This window comes from Limnohabitans sp. Rim47 (genome assembly GCF_001517545.1).
Lineage (GTDB): Bacteria > Pseudomonadota > Gammaproteobacteria > Burkholderiales > Burkholderiaceae_C > Limnohabitans_A.
This window is the reverse complement of record NZ_FBYA01000001.1, coordinates 983,963-1,003,917: the sequence shown is the minus strand read 5'-3', so window position 1 is coordinate 1,003,917 and position 19,955 is coordinate 983,963. Positions and strand designations below refer to the sequence as shown.

The following is a 19,955-nucleotide window of genomic DNA, read 5'->3' as shown; positions in this document are numbered from 1 at the left end:
TGATGTGCAATGTCTGATCAATGGTTCCCGCCCTCTCAGCTGGCGTTTTATTTCGACTCGAACTCCTGGGCCAAAGGCACTGCGCTTTACCTCCGGAACGAGATTTTGTCGGCCTGCCTGACGCCTGACGGCACAGACTGGCGCGTCGATGCGCAGGTTCAGGGTTCTTCGCAAGATCCGTATCGGGTGTCGGCGCATCTGCGCGTGTCCGATGGCGGGAACCTGCAAGCCTGGCGATCCACCTGCACTTGCCCCGTGGGGCGCATGTGCAAACACGGGGCGGCATTGGGCATCCATGTCGCCATGCAAGGCGTTGCCATGCGCGATCCGCTGACCCCGGCGGGCGAGGGTGCCGAAAGCGCTGAAAGCGATGAGCACCAGACCCGTGTGCGCGAAGAAAAAGCGCTGCAACAAGCCGAATACCAGGTGCGCGACTGGTTGACCCGTTTGCAAGCTGTTGATGCACCCTCGGGTTTTTCGTTGCCCGGCAAAGCCAATGAACACTTTTTGTACTGCCTGTCGGCTGCAACCGTAGGCCACAGGCCCGTGTTCCACCTGACGATCAAGCAGGCGGTTTTGAAGCCGAACGGTGAATGGGGCAAACCCAAAAAAGTCAGCAGCCAGCCTTACCCCAGCGACCCAGTTTGGCGCAACTGTGCACCGGGCGAGCAAGGCATTTTTGACCTGATGAAGGCCTGTCCGGCAACCAACAGTTTCAGCTCTTACGGCTTTCAAAGCGCGGTCAAGTTGCAGGGCATGGCCGCTGAGTTGTTGCTCAAGATGTGCAGCAGCACAAGCCGCCTCATGTGGGACGAGGGCAAAACCCTGCGGCCTTTGGTCTGGAGCGATCAGCCTGTGGCCTTCAGTGGCCACTGGCAGGCCGTGCCTGCGCAAGGCAACAGCCCCGAAGGTTGGCGCCTGCAGATGCAGTCGTCACAGGCGGGCGTGCTGCACGGCCTGAACGAGCCCACTTTGTTTGTGGATCCGCAACAAGGCACCTGCGGCCTGCTGGACACGCAAGGTATGAGTGCCGAACACCTGCTCTTGCTCACGCAGGCCCCCGTGGTGCCCGAGCGTGTGGCGGTCAAGTTTCAGCAGCAACTGATGGATGCCATGGGCGAATTGCCCCTGCCACCTGTGATCGAAAAAATGCCCGAAATTCGGGGCGTTGCGCCTGTCGGCGTGTTGTACATCGTGCCGGTGCCAGAACACTTGCGCGGTGAACAAGGCCTGTTTCAGGCCGAATTGAAGTTTCAATATGCCGGTTGCTCTGGCTATTGGGCGGACCACCAGTCACGCGTCGTCGTTGGCCAAGGCCCCCAAGCCCGCTTGTTGGTGCGCGATCTGGCAGCCGAGCTTGAGATCTGGGACACGCTGGACGATCTGGGCTTTTTGCTGTGGGACAACAACTTGCTGGGCAGGCCCGGCCCCGAAGGTCAAGCCCTGTGGCTGGACTGGCTGGAATCCGACTTTTCGCCTTTGCGCGATGCCGGGTTTGAAGTGCACAGCCGCGAAGGCCTGAACCACTGGCTGCGCCTGGCTGACGATGTGCATGTGGGCATGAGCGGGCAGGGCGATCAAGGCGAAGATGTCGCTGAAGACACCTCGCCTTGGTTCGATCTTTCGCTGGGCATGAACATCGACGGCCAGCGCGTGAATATCCTGCCCTGGGTGCCCGAGATCCTCAAGGCCATGGCCCGTGCAGGCGTCTCGGCCAGCGAGCTGAGCGACAAGCACGCCGACCGCGTGCCCGACTACCTGTACTTGCCTGATTTGCAAGGGCCTGGCTATGTGAAGCTGCCCACGGCCCAAATCAAGCCATGGCTGTCCATGCTGATGGAGTTGCACGGCGAACGTGGGCACGACTGGGATGGCGATTCGCTGCGGCTGTCGCGCCTGGATGCACTGCGCACCGCCGCATCGCTGGGCGAAGGCGCCGTTTGGCAGGGCGCACAAAGCCTGTTGGCCCTGGTGCAACAAATGCGCGGAATGGCGGCGCTGCCCGACGTCCCCTTGCCCGAAGGCTTGCAAGCCACGCTGCGCCCTTACCAACAGCAGGGCCTGAACTGGCTGCAGTTTTTGCGGCATCACCGGCTGGCGGGCATCTTGGCCGACGACATGGGCTTAGGCAAAACGCTGCAAACGCTGGCCCACATCCTGACCGAAAAGCAGGCCGGGCGGCTGACACAGCCAGCGCTCATCGTTGCGCCTGTGAGCTTGCTGGGCAACTGGCAGCGCGAAGCGGCACGCTTTTGTCCGGGCCTTGCCACCCACATCCACCACGGCCTGTCGCGTCACGAAACCGCGCAAGAGCTTTGCCAGTTTGACGTTGTCATCACCGCCTATTCGCTCCTGTCGCGCGACCGTGAGATGTGGCTGCAAGTGCCCTGGCACATGCTGGTGCTGGACGAGGCGCAAAACATCAAGAACGCCAACACCAATGCAGCGCAGGTGGTCTCAGAAATTCCGGCCATACACCGTTTGTGTCTGTCGGGCACGCCCATCGAAAACCACTTGGGTGAACTCTGGAGCCAGTTTCACTTTTTGATGCCCGGCTTTCTGGGCAGCCAACGGCGCTTCACCGAGTTGTTCCGCAACCCGATTGAGCGCCAGGGCAGCACCGAAAAAATGGCGCAGTTGCGCGCCCGCATCACGCCCTTCATGCTGCGCCGCACCAAAGACCTGGTGGCCAGCGAGTTGCCGCCCAAAATCGAAACCCTGATGCCGGTGCCGCTCGAAGGCCAGCAGGCCGACCTGTACGAAACCATCCGCTTGGGCATGGAAAAAACCGTGCGCGAGGCTTTGAGTACGCAGGGCTTGGGCAAATCGCAAATCACCATCCTCGATGCGCTGCTCAAGCTGCGTCAGGTGTGTTGCGATCCGCGTTTGCTCAAGCTCAGCGCGGCCGCCCAAGTGCGCGAATCGGCCAAGCTGAGCCAGTTGCTGGACATGCTGCCCGAGATGGTGGCCGAGGGCCGCAAGATTTTGCTGTTCTCGCAGTTCACCGAAATGTTGGGACTGATCGAAAAAGCCTTGCCCGATTTGGGCATCCCTTGGGTCAAGCTCACCGGGCAAAGCAAAAACCGCGACGCGATCATCGACAAGTTCACCAGCGGCCAGGTGCCCCTGTTCCTCATCAGCTTGAAAGCCGGTGGCGTGGGCCTGAACCTGCCGCAGGCCGACACCGTGATCCATTACGACCCTTGGTGGAACCCGGCGGTAGAAAACCAAGCCACCGACCGCGCCCACCGCATCGGCCAGACCAAAAACGTGTGGGTGGTGAAACTGGTGGCGCAAGGCACCATCGAAGAACGCATGCTGGCCCTGCAAGAGCGCAAAGCCCAACTGGCGCAAGACATGTACGAAGGTGCCGTTAAGCGCAAAGAGCCGCTGTTTGGCGAGTCGGACCTGAACGAGTTGCTCAAGCCGCTGGGCTGATCAGTGCATGCCCTGCACGGGTGGGCGGGTCTTGTAAAACTGCACCGGGCTTTCGGGCACGGCGGCCAGCACCGATTTTTTGATTTTGCCGACCACGTGCATTTCGCAGGGTTTGCAGTCAAAGCGCAGGGTGAGTTTTTCTTTGCCGTTGATCAGTTGCATCGGCTCGGCCTTGACGGTGCCTTGCACGCCGGTCACGCCTTTGGCTTGTTTGGGGCACAGGCTCAAACTGAAGCGCACGCAGTGCTTGGTGATCATCAGGCTGACTTCGCCCAGTTCTTCTTGCGCTTCGTAGGCGGCGGCGATCACTTTCACGCCGTGTTGGGCATAAAAGTCGCGCGCTTTTTGGTTGAACACATTGGCCAGATAGGTGAGGGTGTCTTCGGGGTATGGGGCCGGCGGCTCCACGGGCACCGCACGTGGCAGGCGGTGCAGGCCTTGGGCGCGGGCGTTTTCGAGCGCTTGCACGGCGTCGCGGCGCAAGGCGTTGAGCTGTGACGGTGGCACAAACCAAGGGCGGGGCAGGGTCACTTGCACATCGATGGGCTCAAACACGGTGTCGCCCAGCTTGCCCAAAGCGCTTTGCACAATGGCGTGGGCTTGCGCGGCGTCTTTGGGCGCTTGCCAGCGCACAGCCAAGTGCGCTGTGCCGGTGTGCCCGGCTTCGTCGGTCAGGGTCAGTTGCAGGCCTTCATCCTGGCCACTTGGGCTTTCGGCCAATTGCATCCACACGCCCATGCGGCGTTCGGCCGATTTTTTGTCCAAGGTACGCACCCAGCTCATGTCGCGGTTGCGGTTGATCTGCACGCCTTTGCGCAGGTCTTTGAAGCCGTCCATCGGGTCTTTTGGAAAGAGCCGCCACACGCCTTTGGCTTTTTGGGCTTCGGCGCGGTTGATTTGCAGGCCCACCAGTTCTTTTTGCAGGTCGTAGTAGCACATGCCGTCGCCGTTGTGCAGCTCGGTGGCCGCGTCGTCGGTGGTGATCTCAAGGTGGTCTGCGGCGACCTTGTTCACCCAGCCAATCGCTTGGCCGGGGTTTTTGGGCGTGTCGAACGCACCGATGTCTTCCTTTCGTCCTTGCACAAAGTAGTCGGTGAACTCGCGGTTGAAGTTTTGGTTGGGATCGGGCTCAAAGCTGAAGGTGGTGCGCCCATGTGAGGCCGGGGCCAACTCGGGCTGGTCGTTGAGCACCTCGTCGAGCAACTTGCGGTAATGGGCCGTGATGTTTTTCACATAGGCCATGTCTTTGTAGCGGCCTTCGATCTTGAAGCTGCGGATGCCCGCATCGACCAAAGCGCGCAGGTTGTCGCTTTGGTTGTTGTCTTTCATGCTGAGCACGTGTTTGTCGTGCGCGACGATGCGGCCTTGTGCGTCTTTGACTTCGTAGGGCAGGCGGCACGCTTGCGAGCAGTCGCCTCGGTTGGCGCTGCGGCCGGTGTGGGCGTGGCTGATGAAACACTGGCCGCTGTAGGCCACACACAAAGCGCCGTGCACAAAAAACTCGATCACCGTGCGCTCGGTGTCCACCGCGTCGCGGATGGCCGCGATCTGGGGCAGGGTGAGTTCACGGGCTAGCACGATTTGGCTCAAACCTGCGTCTTGCAAGAATTTGGCTTTTTCGGGCGTGCGGATGTCGGTTTGGGTGCTGGCGTGAAGTTGGATGGGGGGCAGGTCGATTTGCAGCAAGCCCATGTCTTGCACGATCAGGGCGTCCACCCCTGCGTCATAGAGTTGCCAGGCCAATTGGCGGGCCCCTTCGAGTTCGTCGTCGCGCAAGATGGTGTTGAGGGTGACAAAGATGCGGCTGTGATAGCGGTGGGCGTGTTGCACCAGTTTGGCAATGTCTTGCACGCTGTTGTCGGCAGTCGATCGCGCCCCGAACGAGGGGCCGCCGATGTAGACGGCATCGGCCCCGTGGTGGATGGCTTCGATGCCGATGTCGAAGGTGCGGGCGGGGGCTAAGAGTTCGAGTTGGTGGGGCTGCATGGGCTGGGATTATCCCAGCTTCAAAAATTCAACGTCTCACGCAAACCTCCAGCTTTGGGGCAGCGGGCGCAGGCTGGGGCGATGTGGCAAAGCGAAGCGCCTCTGAGCCCTGGCCTGTGCCCGTTGACCCAAAGCGTTGTGTGCATCGACAAACCATCAAAAACGCGACCGAAGTCGCGTTTTCTGCAATGAGCGCAAAGCTCAAATCACTGGATCTTGGCTTTGCTGCGCAAGTTGTCCTGGAAGGTGCTGAGCTTTTGCTGTTGCAGCTGCTGGGAAATCTGGGGTTTGACTTCTTCGAGCTTAGGCAATTGGGCTTCGCGCACGTCGTCCACACGGATGATGTGAAAGCCAAATTGGCTCTTGACGGGGGCGTCGGTCATCTGACCTTTGTCCAGTTTGACCATGGCACCCGAAAACTCGGGCACATAGCTGGCCGCAGCAGCCCAGTCGAGGTCGCCACCGTTGGCACCAGAGCCTGGGTCTTTGGAGGCTTTTTTGGCCAGGTCTTCAAAGCTGCCGCCTTTTTTGATCTGGGCAATCAAGGCCAAAGCTTCGTCTTCTTTTTCAACCAAGATGTGGCGGGCGCGGTATTCCTTGCCACCATTGGCTGCCACAAATTTATCGTACTCACCCTGGATGTCAGCATCTGTCACCGGGTTTTTCTTTTGAAAGTCGGCAAACAGTTGGCGAATCAGGATGGTCTGGCGGGCCAGTTCGATCTGGGTTTTGTATTCGTCAGAGGCATCCAGGCCGCGCTTCTTGGCTTCTTGCATGAACACTTCGCGGGCGATCAATTCTTCCTTGATCTGGGCCAGCACTTCGGGCGTCACAGGGCGGCCAGAGGCTTCAACTTGTTGCTTGAGCGCATTCACGCGCGAAGAAGGCACTGGCTTGCCGTTGACCACAGCCAGGTTTTGCGCCAGGGCGGGAACCGCCAGCAAGGCGACCAGGGCGGCGCTGAGCATTTGCTTTTTCATTCTGTTTTCCTCAATGACGTTGTGTCAGGCTTGAATCAAGGGTTCAAAAAAAGGGGCTGCCACCAATGGGTGACGGCCCGGGTTCAGATCAGCTCGATGGCCAGAGCGTGCAAGCCCTGGTCAATGAAATCTTGCAGCGCATCATACACAAGGCGATGGCGCTGAACGCGGCTCAAGCTTGTAAACAAGGGTGAAGCAATGCACACACGCATGTGGGTGCCCTGACCGCTGTCGTTCGCTCCCACATGACCCGCGTGCGCGGCGCTTTCGTCAATGACTTTCAGAGCGGTTGGTTGCAGGCGTTCGGTCAGTCGGGCGTGGATCTGTTCGCTCAGGGGCAAGGGCAAGTTCGTCATTCTTTGTCAACGCCTTCTTTGGGCAAGTAACGTGAGATGTAAATACCTTGGCCCAAGATGAACACCAGCGGGAACGCATAGCCCCAGAGCTTGAAGTTGACCCAGTCTTCGGTGCTGAAATACGCCGCCACATAGCCGTTTGTGGCGGCCATGAACACGCAATACAGCATCCATGACAGGTTCAGCCGGTTCCAGACCGCGTGCGGCAGCTGCAGTTGTTGGCCTAGCAGCATGTGCAAAAAGTTCTTCTTCAACAAGCCATGGGCCACGGCCAGTGCAATGGCAAGGCCCGAGTACAGCAAGGTGGGTTTCCACTTGATGAAGCGTTCGTCATGCAGGCCCAGGGTAAGGGCACCAAAACCCAAGACCAGCACCAAGGTGATCTTGTGCATGGTTTGCAGCTTGCCGTCCATCTTGTAGATCAGCGCGGTTTGCACCACGGTAGCGGCCATCAGGACCGCGGTGGCGGTGTAGATGTCGCCCATCTTGTACGCGCCAAAAAACAGCAGGATGGGAAAAAAGTCGAGGATGAATTTCATGAAATGGGTCTGGTTGCTGCGCTGTGGGTGCGCCCTGCAGGCGCAACCGGGTTCGGTCAGGAAGCCTCGAAGTCTAACGAAGCGGAATTCATGCAATATCGCAAGCCCGTGGGGGCAGGGCCGTCTTCGAACACATGACCCAGGTGCGCACCGCATTGGGCGCACACAGTTTCGACCCGGCGCATGCCGTGGCTGGTGTCCACACGTTCTTCAATCGCGCCGTCTGCCGAGGCTTGCGAAAAGCTGGGCCAGCCGCAACCCGCGTCAAATTTGGTGTCGGATTTGAACAGCTCGGCATCGCAACACATGCAGCGGTAGGTGCCGTTGGCCCAGTGGCTTTCGTATTTGCCGGTGAATGGGCGTTCGGTGGCAGCTTGTCGGGTCACGGCAAAGGCCACGGGCTCGGCGCCTTTTGCTGCCAGCAGTTCGCGCCATTCTGGGTCGGTTTTGGTGATGTGGGTCATGATGAACAGCTGATTTCGAGTTGGCTCGCCCAGTCGGGCGGTAAGTCGGCATAGGCTTCAAAGCCGGGATGCTCGTCGAAGGGGGACTTTAGCAAGTTGTACAGGTTGTCGATTTCTGAAAAATCACCGACCTTGGCCTGGCGGATGGCAGTTTCGGCCAAATGGTTGCGCAGCACAAATTTGGGGTTGGTCTGCAGCATGCGAGCGCCCATGCCAGCGAAGTTGCCCTGACCTGCGCGTGCGGTGTAACGTTCCAGCCAGGCCAGCAGGCGAGGGCGGTCGAGCACCAGATCCGTCACTGCGCTCCAGCCTTCGTTGTTCAGCGTTGTGGCCCGCGATTGCCTCAGCACCGCATGGCTCAGTTGTCGCCAAAACAGAGTGAAGTCCACTTTTTCAGTGGCCATCAACTGCATCAGGTCTTCGACCAAGGTCCAGTCGGCTTCGCGTTCTGACTCAGGGGCCAGCGAGCCGGTCAAACCCAGCTTGGCCCGCATGGCGTCTCCCAGATATTGGGGGAACAAGGTTTTGTAGCCCTCCAGCACCTGCAAGGTCATGGGCTGGTCGTCGATCAGTGGGGCAATGGCTTGTGCCAGTGCATACAGATTCCAATAGGCCACGTTGGGCTGGCGTCCATAGGCATAGCGGCCTTGGTGGTCCGAGTGGTTGCAGACATGGCCGGGGTCAAAGCCGTCCATGAACTGGAAGGGGCCGTAGTCGATGGTCAGACCCAACACGCTCATGTTGTCGGTGTTCATCACGCCATGACAAAAGCCCACAGCCTGCCATTGCGCGAGCAGCCGAGCGGTGCGCTCTTGCACCTCGTCCAGCAAGGCGGCATAAACATTGCCTTGCCAACGTTGCATGCGTTCTTGGCACTGCGGCAAGTGGTGTGCGATGGCATGGTCAGCCAGCGCTCGCAGGCTGTCGGTGTCGCCTTGCGCCGAAAAATGTTCAAAGTGCCCGAAGCGCAAAAAGCTGGGGGCAACCCGCGCTACCACGGCGGCGCTTTCGATGGTTTCGCGCCGCACCGGCTCGGGCGAAGCCACCAGGCTCAGCGCCCGGGTGGTCGCAATGCCCAGTCCGTGCATGGCTTCACTGCACAAATACTCGCGGATGCTGGAGCGCAGCACAGCACGGCCATCGCCACCGCGCGAATAAGGCGTGCGGCCAGCGCCTTTGAGTTGAATTTCTTGTGGCCCTTGCGCCGATGCGGCCTCGCCCAACCAAATCGCACGGCCGTCACCCAGTTGCCCGGCCCATTGTCCGAACTGGTGTCCGCTGTAGACCGTGGCCAATGGGTCCGAGCCCACCATCAGCGCATTGCCCGCGAAGGCTTGGAGGTGATCGTCGTCAAAGATACCGGCTGGCCAGCCCAGTTCGGCCCGCAGGCTTTCGTTGCGGGCCGCCCAGCGCGGTGCCGCCACGGGCGTGGGTTGCAGGCGGGTGAAAAAACGAGGCCCGAGTTGGGTCAGGCGGTGCGTCCAGTCCAGCACGGGCCGTGAATTGTCAGCGCTGTCAGAAGTGTTCAAGTGGGCAGAAACCATAACTGTGGATTGTCACGTCCTTGACAAGTACCCGGGGTTTGGCGGGTTTTAGAGTGCGTTTTAAGGTCTGCTGGGCGTGGGCCCGGGTGCACAATGAATTGGTTAAACACAACACACTTGACAGGAGACACCCCATGCTGGGACTGATGCAACAGCAATCGCTGCTGATTTCTTCGTTGATCGAATTTGCCGAGAAACATCACGGCGACAGTGAAGTCGTGTCACGCCGGGTAGAAGGTGACCTGCACCGCTACGCTTGGGCAGACGTGGCACGCCGCGCACGCCAAGTGGCCAACGCGCTCGATGTCCAGAAACTGCCGCAGGGCGCACGCATCGCTACTTTGGCTTGGAACGGCTACCGCCACCTCGAGCTTTACTTTGGGGTGAGTGGTTCGGGACGGGTTTTGCACACCATGAACCCGCGTCTGCACCCGGACCAGCTGGCCTGGATCGCCAACCATGCCGAAGACCAGGTTTTGTGTTTTGACATGAGCTTTTTGCCGTTGGTGCAAGCAGTTCATGCCCAATGCACCACCATCACCCACTATGTGGCCCTGTGCGATGCCGACAAGTTGCCTGCAGAGACCGGCATTCCAAACTTGGTGAGCTACGAGGCCTGGATGGGCCAACAGCCAGACACCTATGCCTGGCCGCAACTAGACGAGAATTCGGCTTGTAGCCTTTGCTACACCAGCGGCACCACGGGTAACCCCAAGGGGGCTTTGTACAGTCACCGCTCCACCGTCTTGCACGCTTACGCGGCGGCCTTGCCCGATTCGATGTGCATTTCGGCGCGTGATTCGATCTTGCCGGTGGTGCCCATGTTCCATGTCAACGCCTGGGGCATCCCTTACAGCGCGGCCATGACGGGCGCCAAGCTGGTGTTTCCTGGCCCCGCACTGGATGGCAAATCGGTGTACGAGCTGATCGAGTCCGAGGGTGTGACGTTTGCAGCGGGTGTGCCCACCGTCTGGCAAATGCTGCTGGGCCACATGAAGCCTGCAGGTCTTAAGTTCAGCCAGCTCAACCGCACGGTGATTGGCGGATCGGCTTGTCCGCCCTCGATGATCGATGCCTTTCGCCAAGACTACAACGTCGACGTGCTGCACGCTTGGGGCATGACCGAGCTCAGCCCTTTGGGCACGGTGTGCACGCTGAAAAACAAGCACCTGAGCTTGCCCGCAGCGGCACAAATGAAGCTGCGCATGAAGCAAGGCCGTTGTATTTTTGGCATCGACATGAAGATCGTCGATGAAAACGGCAAAGCTTTGCCCCATGACGGCAAGGCGGCGGGCGACCTGCTGGTCAAAGGCCCTTGGGTGATTGCCTCTTATTACAAGCAGGAAGATGCCAGCCCCTTGGTGGGCGGCTGGTTCCCGACGGGCGATGTGGCCACCATCGATGACGACGGCTTTATGCAGGTCACCGACCGCAGCAAAGACGTGATCAAGTCGGGGGGCGAATGGATCAGCTCAATCGATGTGGAGAACATCGCCATGGCGCACCCGGCGGTGGCCATGGCCGCTTGCATCGGCATGCGCCACCCCAAGTGGGACGAGCGTCCGATTGTGTGTGTGGTCAAGAAACCCGGCGCAGAAATCGGACGTGAAGAACTGCTGGCTTTTTACGAAGGCAAAACGGCCAAATGGCAAATTCCGGACGACGTGGTGTTTGTGGAAGCCATCCCTTTGGGCGGCACCGGAAAAATGCTCAAGACCCGTTTGCGTGAGCAGTTAGCCGATTATGTTTTGCCCGGTCTTTGACCCGGCTCAATCTTGTGCGGCTGTAAAGTCGCGCGGGTGATAAGGCTTAGGTGCAAACCCCGAGCCGGTTTAAATGGCGAGCGGTTACGCTGATCAAGTCTGATTTACAACGCAGGAGACCTTGAATGAAAATCGCAACCCGTTTGATCGCCGCAGCCGCCTTGGCTGCATGCTCTATGGGCGCTTTTGCCCAAAAGGGCGAAACCGTGAAAATTGCCTGGATCGACCCTTTGTCGGGTCTGATGGCGCCCGTGGGCAGCAACCAACTCAAAAGCTTTCAGTTCTTCGCCGAAAAATTCAACAAAACCAATCCTGCCGGCGTCAAGTTCGAGGTCATCGGCATTGACAACAAATTGAGCCCGGCTGAAAGCCTGAATGCGCTCAAAGCAGCCATGGACCAAGGCGTGCGTTACATCACGCAAGGCAACGGTTCTTCCGTAGCGGGTGCGTTGATTGAAGCTGTCAACAAGCACAACGAACGCAACCCCGGCAAGGAAATCATTTTCCTGAACCACTCAGCGGTGGACCCAGATTTCACCAACAGCAAGTGCAGCTACTGGCACTTCCGTTTCGATGCCGATACGTCCATGAAGATCGAGGCCATGACAACCTTCATGAAAGACGACAAGGACATCAAAAAAGTTTACCTGTTCAACCAGAATTACTCGCACGGCCATCAGGTCGCCAAGTTCGCAAAGGAAAATCTGGCACGTAAGCGTCCAGACATTCAGATCGTGGGCGAAGACCTGCACCCATTGGCCCAAGTGCGCGACTTCTCGCCCTATATTGCCAAGATCAAAGCTTCCGGTGCCGACACCGTGATCACCGGCAATTGGGGATCTGACTTGGCCCTGCTGGTCAAAGCGGCCAACGAAGGCGGCTACACCGGCAAGTTCTACACTTATTACACAGGCGTTTCTGGCACCCCCACGGCCCTGGGCCAAGGTGGTGCAGGTCGCGTGTTCCAGATTGCCTACAACCACTACAACATGGGTGGCGATATTGGCAAGTGGATGGACGAGTTCAAGACCAAGTTCAACGACGACTTCTACACGGGCTCCGTGATCTCGATCTACAGCGCATTGGGTGAGGCCATGGCCAAAGCCAAGTCGACCGATCCTGTCAAAGTCGCCGCAGCCTTGGAAGGTCTGACCTTCAAGAGCTACCACGGTGAAGTTCAAATGCGCAAGACCGATCACCAGCTGCAGCAGCCGCTGTTCATGACCGTCTGGCAAAAGGCCGACAAAAAATACCCTTACAGCCCTGAAAACACAGGCATGACGCTGGCACCGGTCAAAGAGTTCCCGTCGTATGTGTCCAGCACGCCCACCAGCTGCCAGATGAAGCGTCCAGGCTAAGCTGTGCAGGGCTAACCCGGCAGGCGCTGTCTGTCAGGTTGGCTGGCACTGAAAGTGCCAAGGGTTCTGAGGCCCGATGAACAAGCAAGTTGTCGGGCTTTTTTTTGGGCGCATGCGCCCGTGTCGGTATCTCGGGTTGATTATTCCAACCCACTTTCGGTAACGAAGTAAGGCTCATTCAGAGCCTGGAAAGTGGCAGTATTTATGGAGTTTTTCATCATCTCCATGCTCAACGGTCTCAGTTACGGGCTGTTGCTCTTCATGCTCAGCTCCGGTCTGACGCTGATTTTCAGCATGATGGGCGTGCTCAATTTTGCGCACGCCAGTTTTTACATGGTTGGGGCCTATTTTGGTCACACTCTGACCGGCTGGATCGGTTTTTGGCCGGCACTGGTCATTGCGCCCCTGTTGGTGGGCGCTTGTGGTGCCTTGTTTGAGCGCATCACTTTGCGCAAAGTGCACCCCTTCGGCCATGTGCCCGAATTGCTGGTGACTTTTGGCTTGTCTTATGTCGCACTCGAACTGGTGCAACTGGTTTGGGGCCGCACAGCGGTGGAGTTTCCGCCGCCCGAGATTTTGCGCAGTTCTGCTTTCACGCTGGTCAATCATTCCGTTAACGGACTGAGCATGGTCTGGGGTGCCGCACCTGCAGCGATGTGCAGTGCAGCCGATGCTGCCATTCGCGTGGTGTGCTCGCCGTTTCCGGCCACGCGCGGCTTCATGATGCTGGTGGCCCTGTTGATGCTCTTGTCCTTGTGGCTGTTGCTCACGCGCACCCGCATTGGTTTGGTCATTCAGGCCGCCTTGACGCACCCAGAAATGGCCGAATCGCTTGGGCACAACGTGCCGCGTGTCTTCATGCTCGTGTTTGGCGCAGGCACCGGGCTGGCGGGCTTGGCCGGCGTGATTGGCGGCAGTACTTTTGTGACCGAACCGGCCATGGCCGCCACGGTCGGCTCCGTCATCTTTGTGGTGGTGGTCGTGGGGGGCATGGGTTCTTTGTCCGGGGCCTTCCTCGCGTCCGTCCTGATCGGCGTGATCCAGACCTTTGCGGTGGCCATTGACTATTCGTTCTTGACGCTTGCCAAGGACATGGGCTGGGTCTTGTCTGCCGCCACGCAAGACAATTCGTTTGCCAAACTCACGCTGTCGCAGGTCGCGCCCATCTTGCCCTACCTGTTCTTGGTGCTGATTCTGATCTTCCGGCCCAAGGGTCTTCTGGGCACACGCGAGGGTTAAGACATGGCTGCTGTTTACAAATTCAAACCCTACAACGTCGGTCGCTGGATCATCTGGAGCGCATTTGCCGGTGTTTTGCTGATGGCACCGCTGGTGTTCACCAGCAACCTGTCGACCACCATGCTGGCCCAGATGGGCATCGCCATCATCGCCTGTCTGTCCTACAACATGCTGTTGGGGCAGGGCGGCATGCTCAGCTTTGGCCATGCGGTTTACACCGGGCTGGGCTCGTACATGGCCATTCATGCCTTGAACGCCGTGAGCGGTGGCAAGTTGCACATTCCGGTCAGCTTGCTGCCCATTGTGGGTGGTCTGTCTGGCATGGGCTTTGCCGTCTTGCTGGGCTGGGTAACCACCCGAAAATCGGGTACGCCGTTTGCCATGATCACGCTGGGTGTGGCCGAACTGGTGTTCGCCATGTCGCTGATGTTTTCCGAGTTTTTCGGGGGTGAAGCTGGCGTGTCGGGCAACCGGGTGGCGGGTGAGGCGTTCTTTGGCATCACCTACGGCCCGCAAATTCAGGTTTACTACCTGATCGCGGCCTACACCTTTGTGAGCGTGGCCTTGATGTACGCCTTCACACAAACGCCGCTGGGCCGCATTTTGAATGCGGTGCGGGACAACCCCGAACGTGTTGAATTCATTGGTTACAACACCCAACGCGTGCGCTACATCGCGTTCATCATCGCAGGATTTTTTGCGGGCATTGCGGGGGGCTTGGGGGCACTCAACTTCGAAATCGTGACCGCCGAGGTGGTGGGGGCAGGGCGCTCAGGCGCCTATTTGCTGTTCACCTTTTTGGGCGGCGCAACCTTCTTCTTTGGTCCCATCATCGGTGCCATTTTGATGATCATTGCCTTCGTGCTTTTGTCCGAGCTGACGAAAGCCTGGCTGCTTTACCTGGGCCTGATCTTTTTGTTCATGGTCATGTATGCGCCTGGCGGCATTGCCAGCCTGATCATGATGAACCTGCGGGTGGCTAAATTTGGCAAGCTGCGCCAGATCTGGACCAGTTATCTGGGGCTGGGCCTGACCGCCTTTGTCATGTTGGCCGGTGCGGGCGCGATGATCGAAATGGTCTATCACCTGCAGCTCAATTCGGCATTGGGTGACACGGTCAAGTTCATGGGGGCCACACTCAATGCCAAAGGCCTGGACAGCTGGTTTGGCTGCGCTTTTGTCATGTTGACCGGCTTGGGCTTGTTCGAGTTGTCTCGCCGTCAGTACATGACCGAGTGGGGCGAGATCCAGACCGAGATCGAAAAAGAAATCAAGCGACGGGAGACTGCAGTATGAGTACGACCTACGCATTGGAGCTGAAAGACGTTCGCAAGAATTTCGGCAAAACCGAAATCATTCGGGGCGTGAATTTGGCCGTTGAGCCTGGTGAACGGGTGGCCGTGATTGGCCCGAACGGAGCGGGAAAGTCCACTTTGTTCAACCTGATCAGTGGCCGCTTTGGCCCGACCAGCGGTGACATTTTGTTGAATGGCCAACGCATTCAGCASAAGACGSCWTACGAGATCAACCGCATGGGCTTGGCGCGGAGTTTTCAGATCACCAACATCTTCCCGAAGTTGAGTGTTTTTGAAAACCTGCGCTGCGCAGTGCTGTGGAGCCTGGGCTACAAATACACCTTCTTCAAATTCTTGTCTGGCCTGAAAGACGCCAACGAGCGTGCAGACCAGCTGTTGGAGATGATTCGTTTGGACAAAAAACGCGACATCTTGGCCATGAACCTGACCTACGCCGAGCAACGCGCCCTCGAGATTGGCGTGACGATTGCGGGCGGTGCCGATGTGATTTTGCTGGACGAACCCACCGCCGGCATGAGCAAGAGCGAAACCTCGCGATTTATTCACCTGATCAAGGAAGTCACCGTGGGCAAAACCCTGCTCACGGTCGAGCACGACATGGGCGTGGTGTTTGGGCTGGCCGACAAGATTGCGGTGGTGGTGTATGGCGAAGTGATCGCTTTTGACACGCCCGAGGCGGTCAGGGCCAATGCCAAAGTGCAAGAAGCCTATCTGGGTTCATCCGTTGCTGACAGCCAGGCAGGAGGCCATTGATGTTGCATATAGACAACCTTCACGCCTATTACGGCAAAAGCCATGTGTTGCACGGCGTCTGCTTCGATGTTGGTCAAGGTGAGATCGTGGCTTTGCTGGGCCGAAATGGTTCAGGACGCTCGACCACCGCCAAGGCCATCATGGGTCTGGTTGATTGCCAAGGCCGTATCGACTGGAACGGTCAGCCCATTCAGGGCAAAAAGGCCTATGAAATTGCCCATTTGGGCATTGGCTATGTGCCCGAAAACCGGGACATTTTTCCCAAACTGACGGTGCATCAAAACCTTCAGTTAGGGCAAAAGCGCAGTGGCAAAAATGGCCGCTGGTCATTCGAAGACATGTATGCCATGTTTCCGCGCCTCAAAGAACGCGAGCACACCGAAGCCGGGGTTCTGTCGGGCGGCGAGCAGCAAATGCTCACGCTGTGCCGAACCCTCATGGGCGACCCTGACCTCATCATCATCGACGAGCCGACCGAGGGCTTGGCCCCCAAGATCGTCGAATTGGTGGGGCAGTACCTTGAGCAGCTCAAGAGTCGGGGCATTTCCGTGCTGCTGATTGAGCAAAAACTCACCATCGCCATGAAAATTTCGGACCGAGCCTTGGTCATGGGCCATGGCAGCATCGTCTTTGAGGGCACGCCCCAAGCCCTGCGCGAGAACACGTACATCCGCAAGGAATGGCTGGAGGTCTGAAATCCGTCCCAATTGAGACAGTGCAAGCTGTCTTTTGTCTGTTCAGCCACTACAATATTTCAAAAACGAACGGTCGTTCTTTTTTGTCCCCCGCTTTATTTCACGCAAAGGAAGTGCAGCATGACAGCTGAATACAAAGTTCACGGAGACGTCGCGGTCATCACCTTGATGAACCCGCCCGTCAATGGTTTGGGTCTGTCGACCCGTGTCGGCATCACCGATGGCCTGGAAAAAGCCAACAACGATGCCAGCGTCAAAGCGATCGTCATCACTGGCGGCGGCAAAGCCTTTTCGGGTGGCGCAGACATCCGCGAATTCGGTTCGCCTAAAGCGATCCAAGAGCCGAATTTGTTGAGTGTCATCCGTGCTTGCGAGAACTCGGCCAAGCCCGTTGTGGCGGCCATCCACTCGGTCGCCATGGGCGGCGGTTTGGAGTTGGCTTTGGGTTGCCATTACCGCATTGCAGCCCCAGGCACCAGCATCGCGTTGCCTGAAGTCAAGTTGGGCTTGATTCCTGGTGCCGGTGGCACGCAGCGTCTGCCCCGCGTCATTGGGGTCGAAGCGGCGCTCAACATGATCGTCAGCGGCGAAGCCATCAAGAGCGAGATGCTGGCCATGTTGCCTGGCCAAAAGCTGTTTGATGCAATGGCCCAATCGGTCGAGAGCTTGCCTGAAGAAGCGCTGGCCTTGGCCCGCAAAGTGGCCTCTGCCCACGCCGACGGATTGCCGTTGCCATTGGTGCGCAATCTGCCTTGCAAACACGCGCAAGGCGATGCCTACTTCCAGTTTGCCCGGAACATGGTCAAAGGCATGGCCAAGAACCTGCCCGCGCCTGCGAAGTGTGTCGATGCCGTAGAAGCGGCGACCACCAAAAAGTTTGAAGAGGGCATGGTCTTCGAGCGTGAAATTTTCATGAACCTGATGCTCACGCCTGAATCGCGTGCTTTGCGTCACATTTTCATGGCCGACCGTGCTGCCAGCAAAATTCCGGACGTGCCAGATGACACGCCCAAGCGCGAGATCAAATCAATTGCCGTGATTGGTGCAGGCACCATGGGCGGCGGTATCTCGATGAACTTCCTCAACGCAGGCATCCACGTCAAGATGCTGGAGATGAAGCAAGACGCGCTGGACCGTGGCGTGGCCACCATCCGCAAGAACTACGAAGCGCAGGTCAAAAAAGGCAAGCTCAAGCCTGAAAAATACGATGAGCGCATGGCGCTGTTGTCGACCACTTTGAGTTACGACGACATCGGCCAGGCCGATCTGGTGATCGAAGCCGTTTTTGAAGAAATGGGCGTGAAAGAAGCCGTCTTCAAAGAGCTCGACCGTGTGATGAAGCCCGGTGCAATTTTGGCGTCCAACACATCCACTCTCGACGTGAACAAGATCGCCTCGTTCACCAAGCGTCCCCAAGACGTCGTGGGCATGCATTTCTTCAGCCCCGCCAACGTGATGAAGTTGCTGGAAGTGGTGCGCGGCGCTCAAACCGGCAAAGACGTGTTGGCTACCGTGATGGCCATCGGCAAGAAGATCAAGAAAACCTCGGTGGTTTCTGGCGTGTGCGATGGCTTCATCGGCAACCGCATGATCGAGCAATACAGCCGCCAGGCTGGTTTCCTGATCGAAGAAGGCTGCACGCCAGCGCAGGTCGACAAAGCCGTTGAAAAGTTTGGCTTTGCCATGGGGCCGTTCCGCATGGGCGATTTGGCCGGCAACGACATTGGCTGGGCGATTCGCAAGCGCCGCTACCAAGAAAAGCCCAACCTCAAGTACAGCAAAACCGCCGACTTGCTTTGCGAGATGGGCCGTTATGGCCAAAAAACCGGCGCGGGCTGGTACGACTACCAAACAGGCAAGCGTGATGCGATTCCCAGCGCTGTGGTGGTCGAGATGATCGAAAAACACCGTGCCGCTTTGGGCATCGCGCCGCGCAAGATTTCAGACGAAGAAATCGTGCAACGCCTGGTGTTCTCGCTGGTCAACGAAGCTGCTCACATTTTGGAAGAAGGCATTGCCAGCAAGGCCAGCGACATCGACATGGTTTACCTGACGGGTTACGGCTTCCCGCTGTGGCGCGGCGGCCCCATGATTTACGCAGACACACTCGGCCTGTTCAATGTGGCAGAAGCCATGAAACGCTTCGCCAAAAATCCGCATGACGACGCCCAGTTCTGGCAACCCGCACCGCTGATTCAGCGTCTGGTGGCCGAAGGCAAGACATTCAACTGATTTTTTAATTTTCGAGGGGCCGGATCTTCTATTCGGTCCCTCACATGAAAGGTTTTCATCATGACGAATGTAGTCATCGTTTCTACCGCACGCACCCCGCTGGCCAAGAGCTGGAAGGGCGCTTTCAACATGACCCACGGTGCCACATTGGGTGGCCATGCCGTGCAACACGCCGTGGCCCGTGCTGGCATTGACGCCGCCGAAGTCGAAGACGTGATCATGGGTTGCGCCACACCAGAAGGCGCTACGGGTGCAAACATCGCACGCCAAATCGCCCTCAAGGCTGGTCTGCCGATTTCAGTGTCCGGCATGACCGTCAACCGGTTTTGCTCTTCGGGCTTGCAAACCATTGCCTTGGCAGCGCAGCGCATCATCGCGGGCGAAGGCCAGGTTTATGTGGCGGGTGGCGTCGAAAGCATTTCTTGTGTTCAGCAAGAAATGAACACGCACATGATGCGTGACTTGGCGTTGGCCAAGCAAAAGCCCGAGATTTACTGGAACATGCTGCAAACAGCTGAACAAGTTGCCAAGCGCTACAAGATCGGTCGCGATGTGATGGACGCTTATGGCGCTGCCAGCCAGCAAAAAGCTTGTGCCGCACAAGCTGCCGGTTTGTTCAACGACGAAATCGCCCCTATCACCGTCACGCAAGGCGTGATCGACAAAGTCATGGGCATGACCACCAAACAAGTGACCGTGAGCACAGACGAAGGTCTGCGCGAAGGCACCACCGTGGAAGGCATCAGTGGCCTGCGCTCGGCGCTGCCCGGAGGCTTGGTCACTGCAGGCAACGCCAGCCAGTTCTCGGACGGTGCAGGCGCTTGCGTGTTGATGGACGAAAAGCTGGCCGAGCAACGTGGCCTCAAGCCCTTGGGTCGATTCCTCGGTTTTGCCGTGGCCGGTTGCGAGCCTGACGAAATGGGCATTGGCCCTGTGTATGCCGTGCCCAAAGCCCTGGCGCGTCTGGGCCTGACGGTGCAAGACATTGACCTGTGGGAACTCAACGAAGCCTTTGCGGTGCAAGTGCTGTACTGCCGCGACAAGCTGGGCATTCCGGCTGACCGCTTGAACGTCAACGGCGGTGCGATCGCTGTGGGGCATCCCTACGGCGTGTCGGGCCAGCGCTTGACAGGTCATGCCTTGATCGAAGGCAAGCGCCGTGGCGCCAAGCGCGTGGCGGTGACCATGTGCATTGGCGGCGGCATGGGCGCTTGCGGCATCTTCGAAGTGCTCTAAGCACACCGCTTTGGCTGTCGCTCAGATGGCTGATGTGATTCAGGGCAGAGGGCAGC

General features: G+C 58.4%; 15 protein-coding genes. 9 read left to right on the top strand and 6 right to left on the bottom strand.

Annotated features, from left to right (window positions below):
- Positions 1-9 precede the first annotated feature (9 nt).
- Positions 10-3,438 (top strand): DEAD/DEAH box helicase, encoded by a 3,429-nt coding sequence (locus tag BN3544_RS04620; protein ID WP_019429014.1) that lies wholly within the window; start codon positions 10-12, stop codon positions 3,436-3,438.
- Here the strand turns inward: BN3544_RS04620 and BN3544_RS04615 are convergent, their stop codons facing one another.
- The 6 genes from BN3544_RS04615 to BN3544_RS04590 form a co-directional block, all read right to left on the bottom strand.
- Complete coding sequence (locus tag BN3544_RS04615; RefSeq protein WP_019429013.1) at positions 3,439-5,424, bottom strand: peptidase U32 family protein; 1,986 nt, start codon at positions 5,422-5,424, stop codon at positions 3,439-3,441. It abuts the gene before it with no gap.
- Between the two features lie 206 nt (positions 5,425-5,630).
- Positions 5,631-6,404 (bottom strand): peptidylprolyl isomerase, encoded by a 774-nt coding sequence (locus tag BN3544_RS04610; RefSeq protein WP_019429011.1) that lies wholly within the window; start codon positions 6,402-6,404, stop codon positions 5,631-5,633.
- 83 nt (positions 6,405-6,487) lie between these two features.
- Entirely contained in the window at positions 6,488-6,760 is a 273-nt protein-coding gene (locus tag BN3544_RS04605) for a BolA family protein (RefSeq protein ID WP_019429010.1), read from the bottom strand.
- A complete protein-coding gene (locus BN3544_RS04600) occupies positions 6,757-7,299 on the bottom strand; it encodes a septation protein A (RefSeq protein ID WP_019429009.1) in 543 nt (180 codons plus the stop codon). Before BN3544_RS04600 ends, BN3544_RS04605 begins: the two co-directional genes overlap by 4 nt.
- A gap of 56 nt (positions 7,300-7,355) precedes the next feature.
- Positions 7,356-7,763, bottom strand: a complete 408-nt coding sequence (gene msrB / locus BN3544_RS04595; RefSeq protein WP_019429008.1) for a peptide-methionine (R)-S-oxide reductase MsrB — start codon at positions 7,761-7,763, stop codon at positions 7,356-7,358.
- Positions 7,760-9,307 (bottom strand): protein adenylyltransferase SelO, encoded by a 1,548-nt coding sequence (locus BN3544_RS04590; protein WP_019429007.1) that lies wholly within the window; start codon positions 9,305-9,307, stop codon positions 7,760-7,762. The genes msrB and BN3544_RS04590 overlap by 4 nt, the downstream gene beginning before the upstream one ends.
- A 134-nt stretch (positions 9,308-9,441) precedes the next feature.
- Between BN3544_RS04590 and BN3544_RS04585 the strand changes: the two genes are divergently transcribed.
- The 8 genes from BN3544_RS04585 to BN3544_RS04550 all read left to right on the top strand — a co-directional run bounded on the left by BN3544_RS04585 (position 9,442) and on the right by BN3544_RS04550 (position 19,899).
- Entirely contained in the window at positions 9,442-11,070 is a 1,629-nt protein-coding gene (locus tag BN3544_RS04585; RefSeq protein ID WP_019429006.1) for a 3-(methylthio)propionyl-CoA ligase, read from the top strand.
- 125 nt (positions 11,071-11,195) lie between these two features.
- Positions 11,196-12,428, top strand: coding sequence for a branched-chain amino acid ABC transporter substrate-binding protein (locus tag BN3544_RS04580; protein WP_019429005.1), 1,233 nt, complete (start codon positions 11,196-11,198; stop codon positions 12,426-12,428).
- 204 nt (positions 12,429-12,632) lie between these two features.
- Positions 12,633-13,667, top strand: a complete 1,035-nt coding sequence (locus BN3544_RS04575) for a branched-chain amino acid ABC transporter permease (RefSeq protein ID WP_019429004.1) — start codon at positions 12,633-12,635, stop codon at positions 13,665-13,667.
- A 3-nt stretch (positions 13,668-13,670) separates the two neighbouring features.
- Complete coding sequence (locus BN3544_RS04570) at positions 13,671-14,963, top strand: branched-chain amino acid ABC transporter permease (RefSeq protein WP_019429003.1); 1,293 nt, start codon at positions 13,671-13,673, stop codon at positions 14,961-14,963.
- A complete protein-coding gene (locus BN3544_RS04565) occupies positions 14,960-15,736 on the top strand; it encodes an ABC transporter ATP-binding protein (RefSeq protein ID WP_059355978.1) in 777 nt (258 codons plus the stop codon). The genes BN3544_RS04570 and BN3544_RS04565 overlap by 4 nt, the downstream gene beginning before the upstream one ends.
- Positions 15,736-16,431: an ABC transporter ATP-binding protein gene (locus tag BN3544_RS04560; RefSeq protein ID WP_019429001.1), complete on the top strand. Its 696-nt coding sequence runs from the start codon at positions 15,736-15,738 to the stop codon at positions 16,429-16,431. Before BN3544_RS04565 ends, BN3544_RS04560 begins: the two co-directional genes overlap by 1 nt.
- Positions 16,432-16,551: 120 nt before the next feature.
- Positions 16,552-18,663 carry a 3-hydroxyacyl-CoA dehydrogenase NAD-binding domain-containing protein gene (locus BN3544_RS04555; protein WP_019429000.1) on the top strand — a complete coding sequence of 704 codons (2,112 nt, stop codon included), beginning with the start codon at positions 16,552-16,554 and terminating at the stop codon, positions 18,661-18,663.
- Positions 18,664-18,723: 60 nt separating this feature from the next.
- Positions 18,724-19,899 (top strand): acetyl-CoA C-acyltransferase, encoded by a 1,176-nt coding sequence (locus BN3544_RS04550; RefSeq protein ID WP_019428999.1) that lies wholly within the window; start codon positions 18,724-18,726, stop codon positions 19,897-19,899.
- The last annotated feature ends 56 nt before the right edge of the window (positions 19,900-19,955 follow it).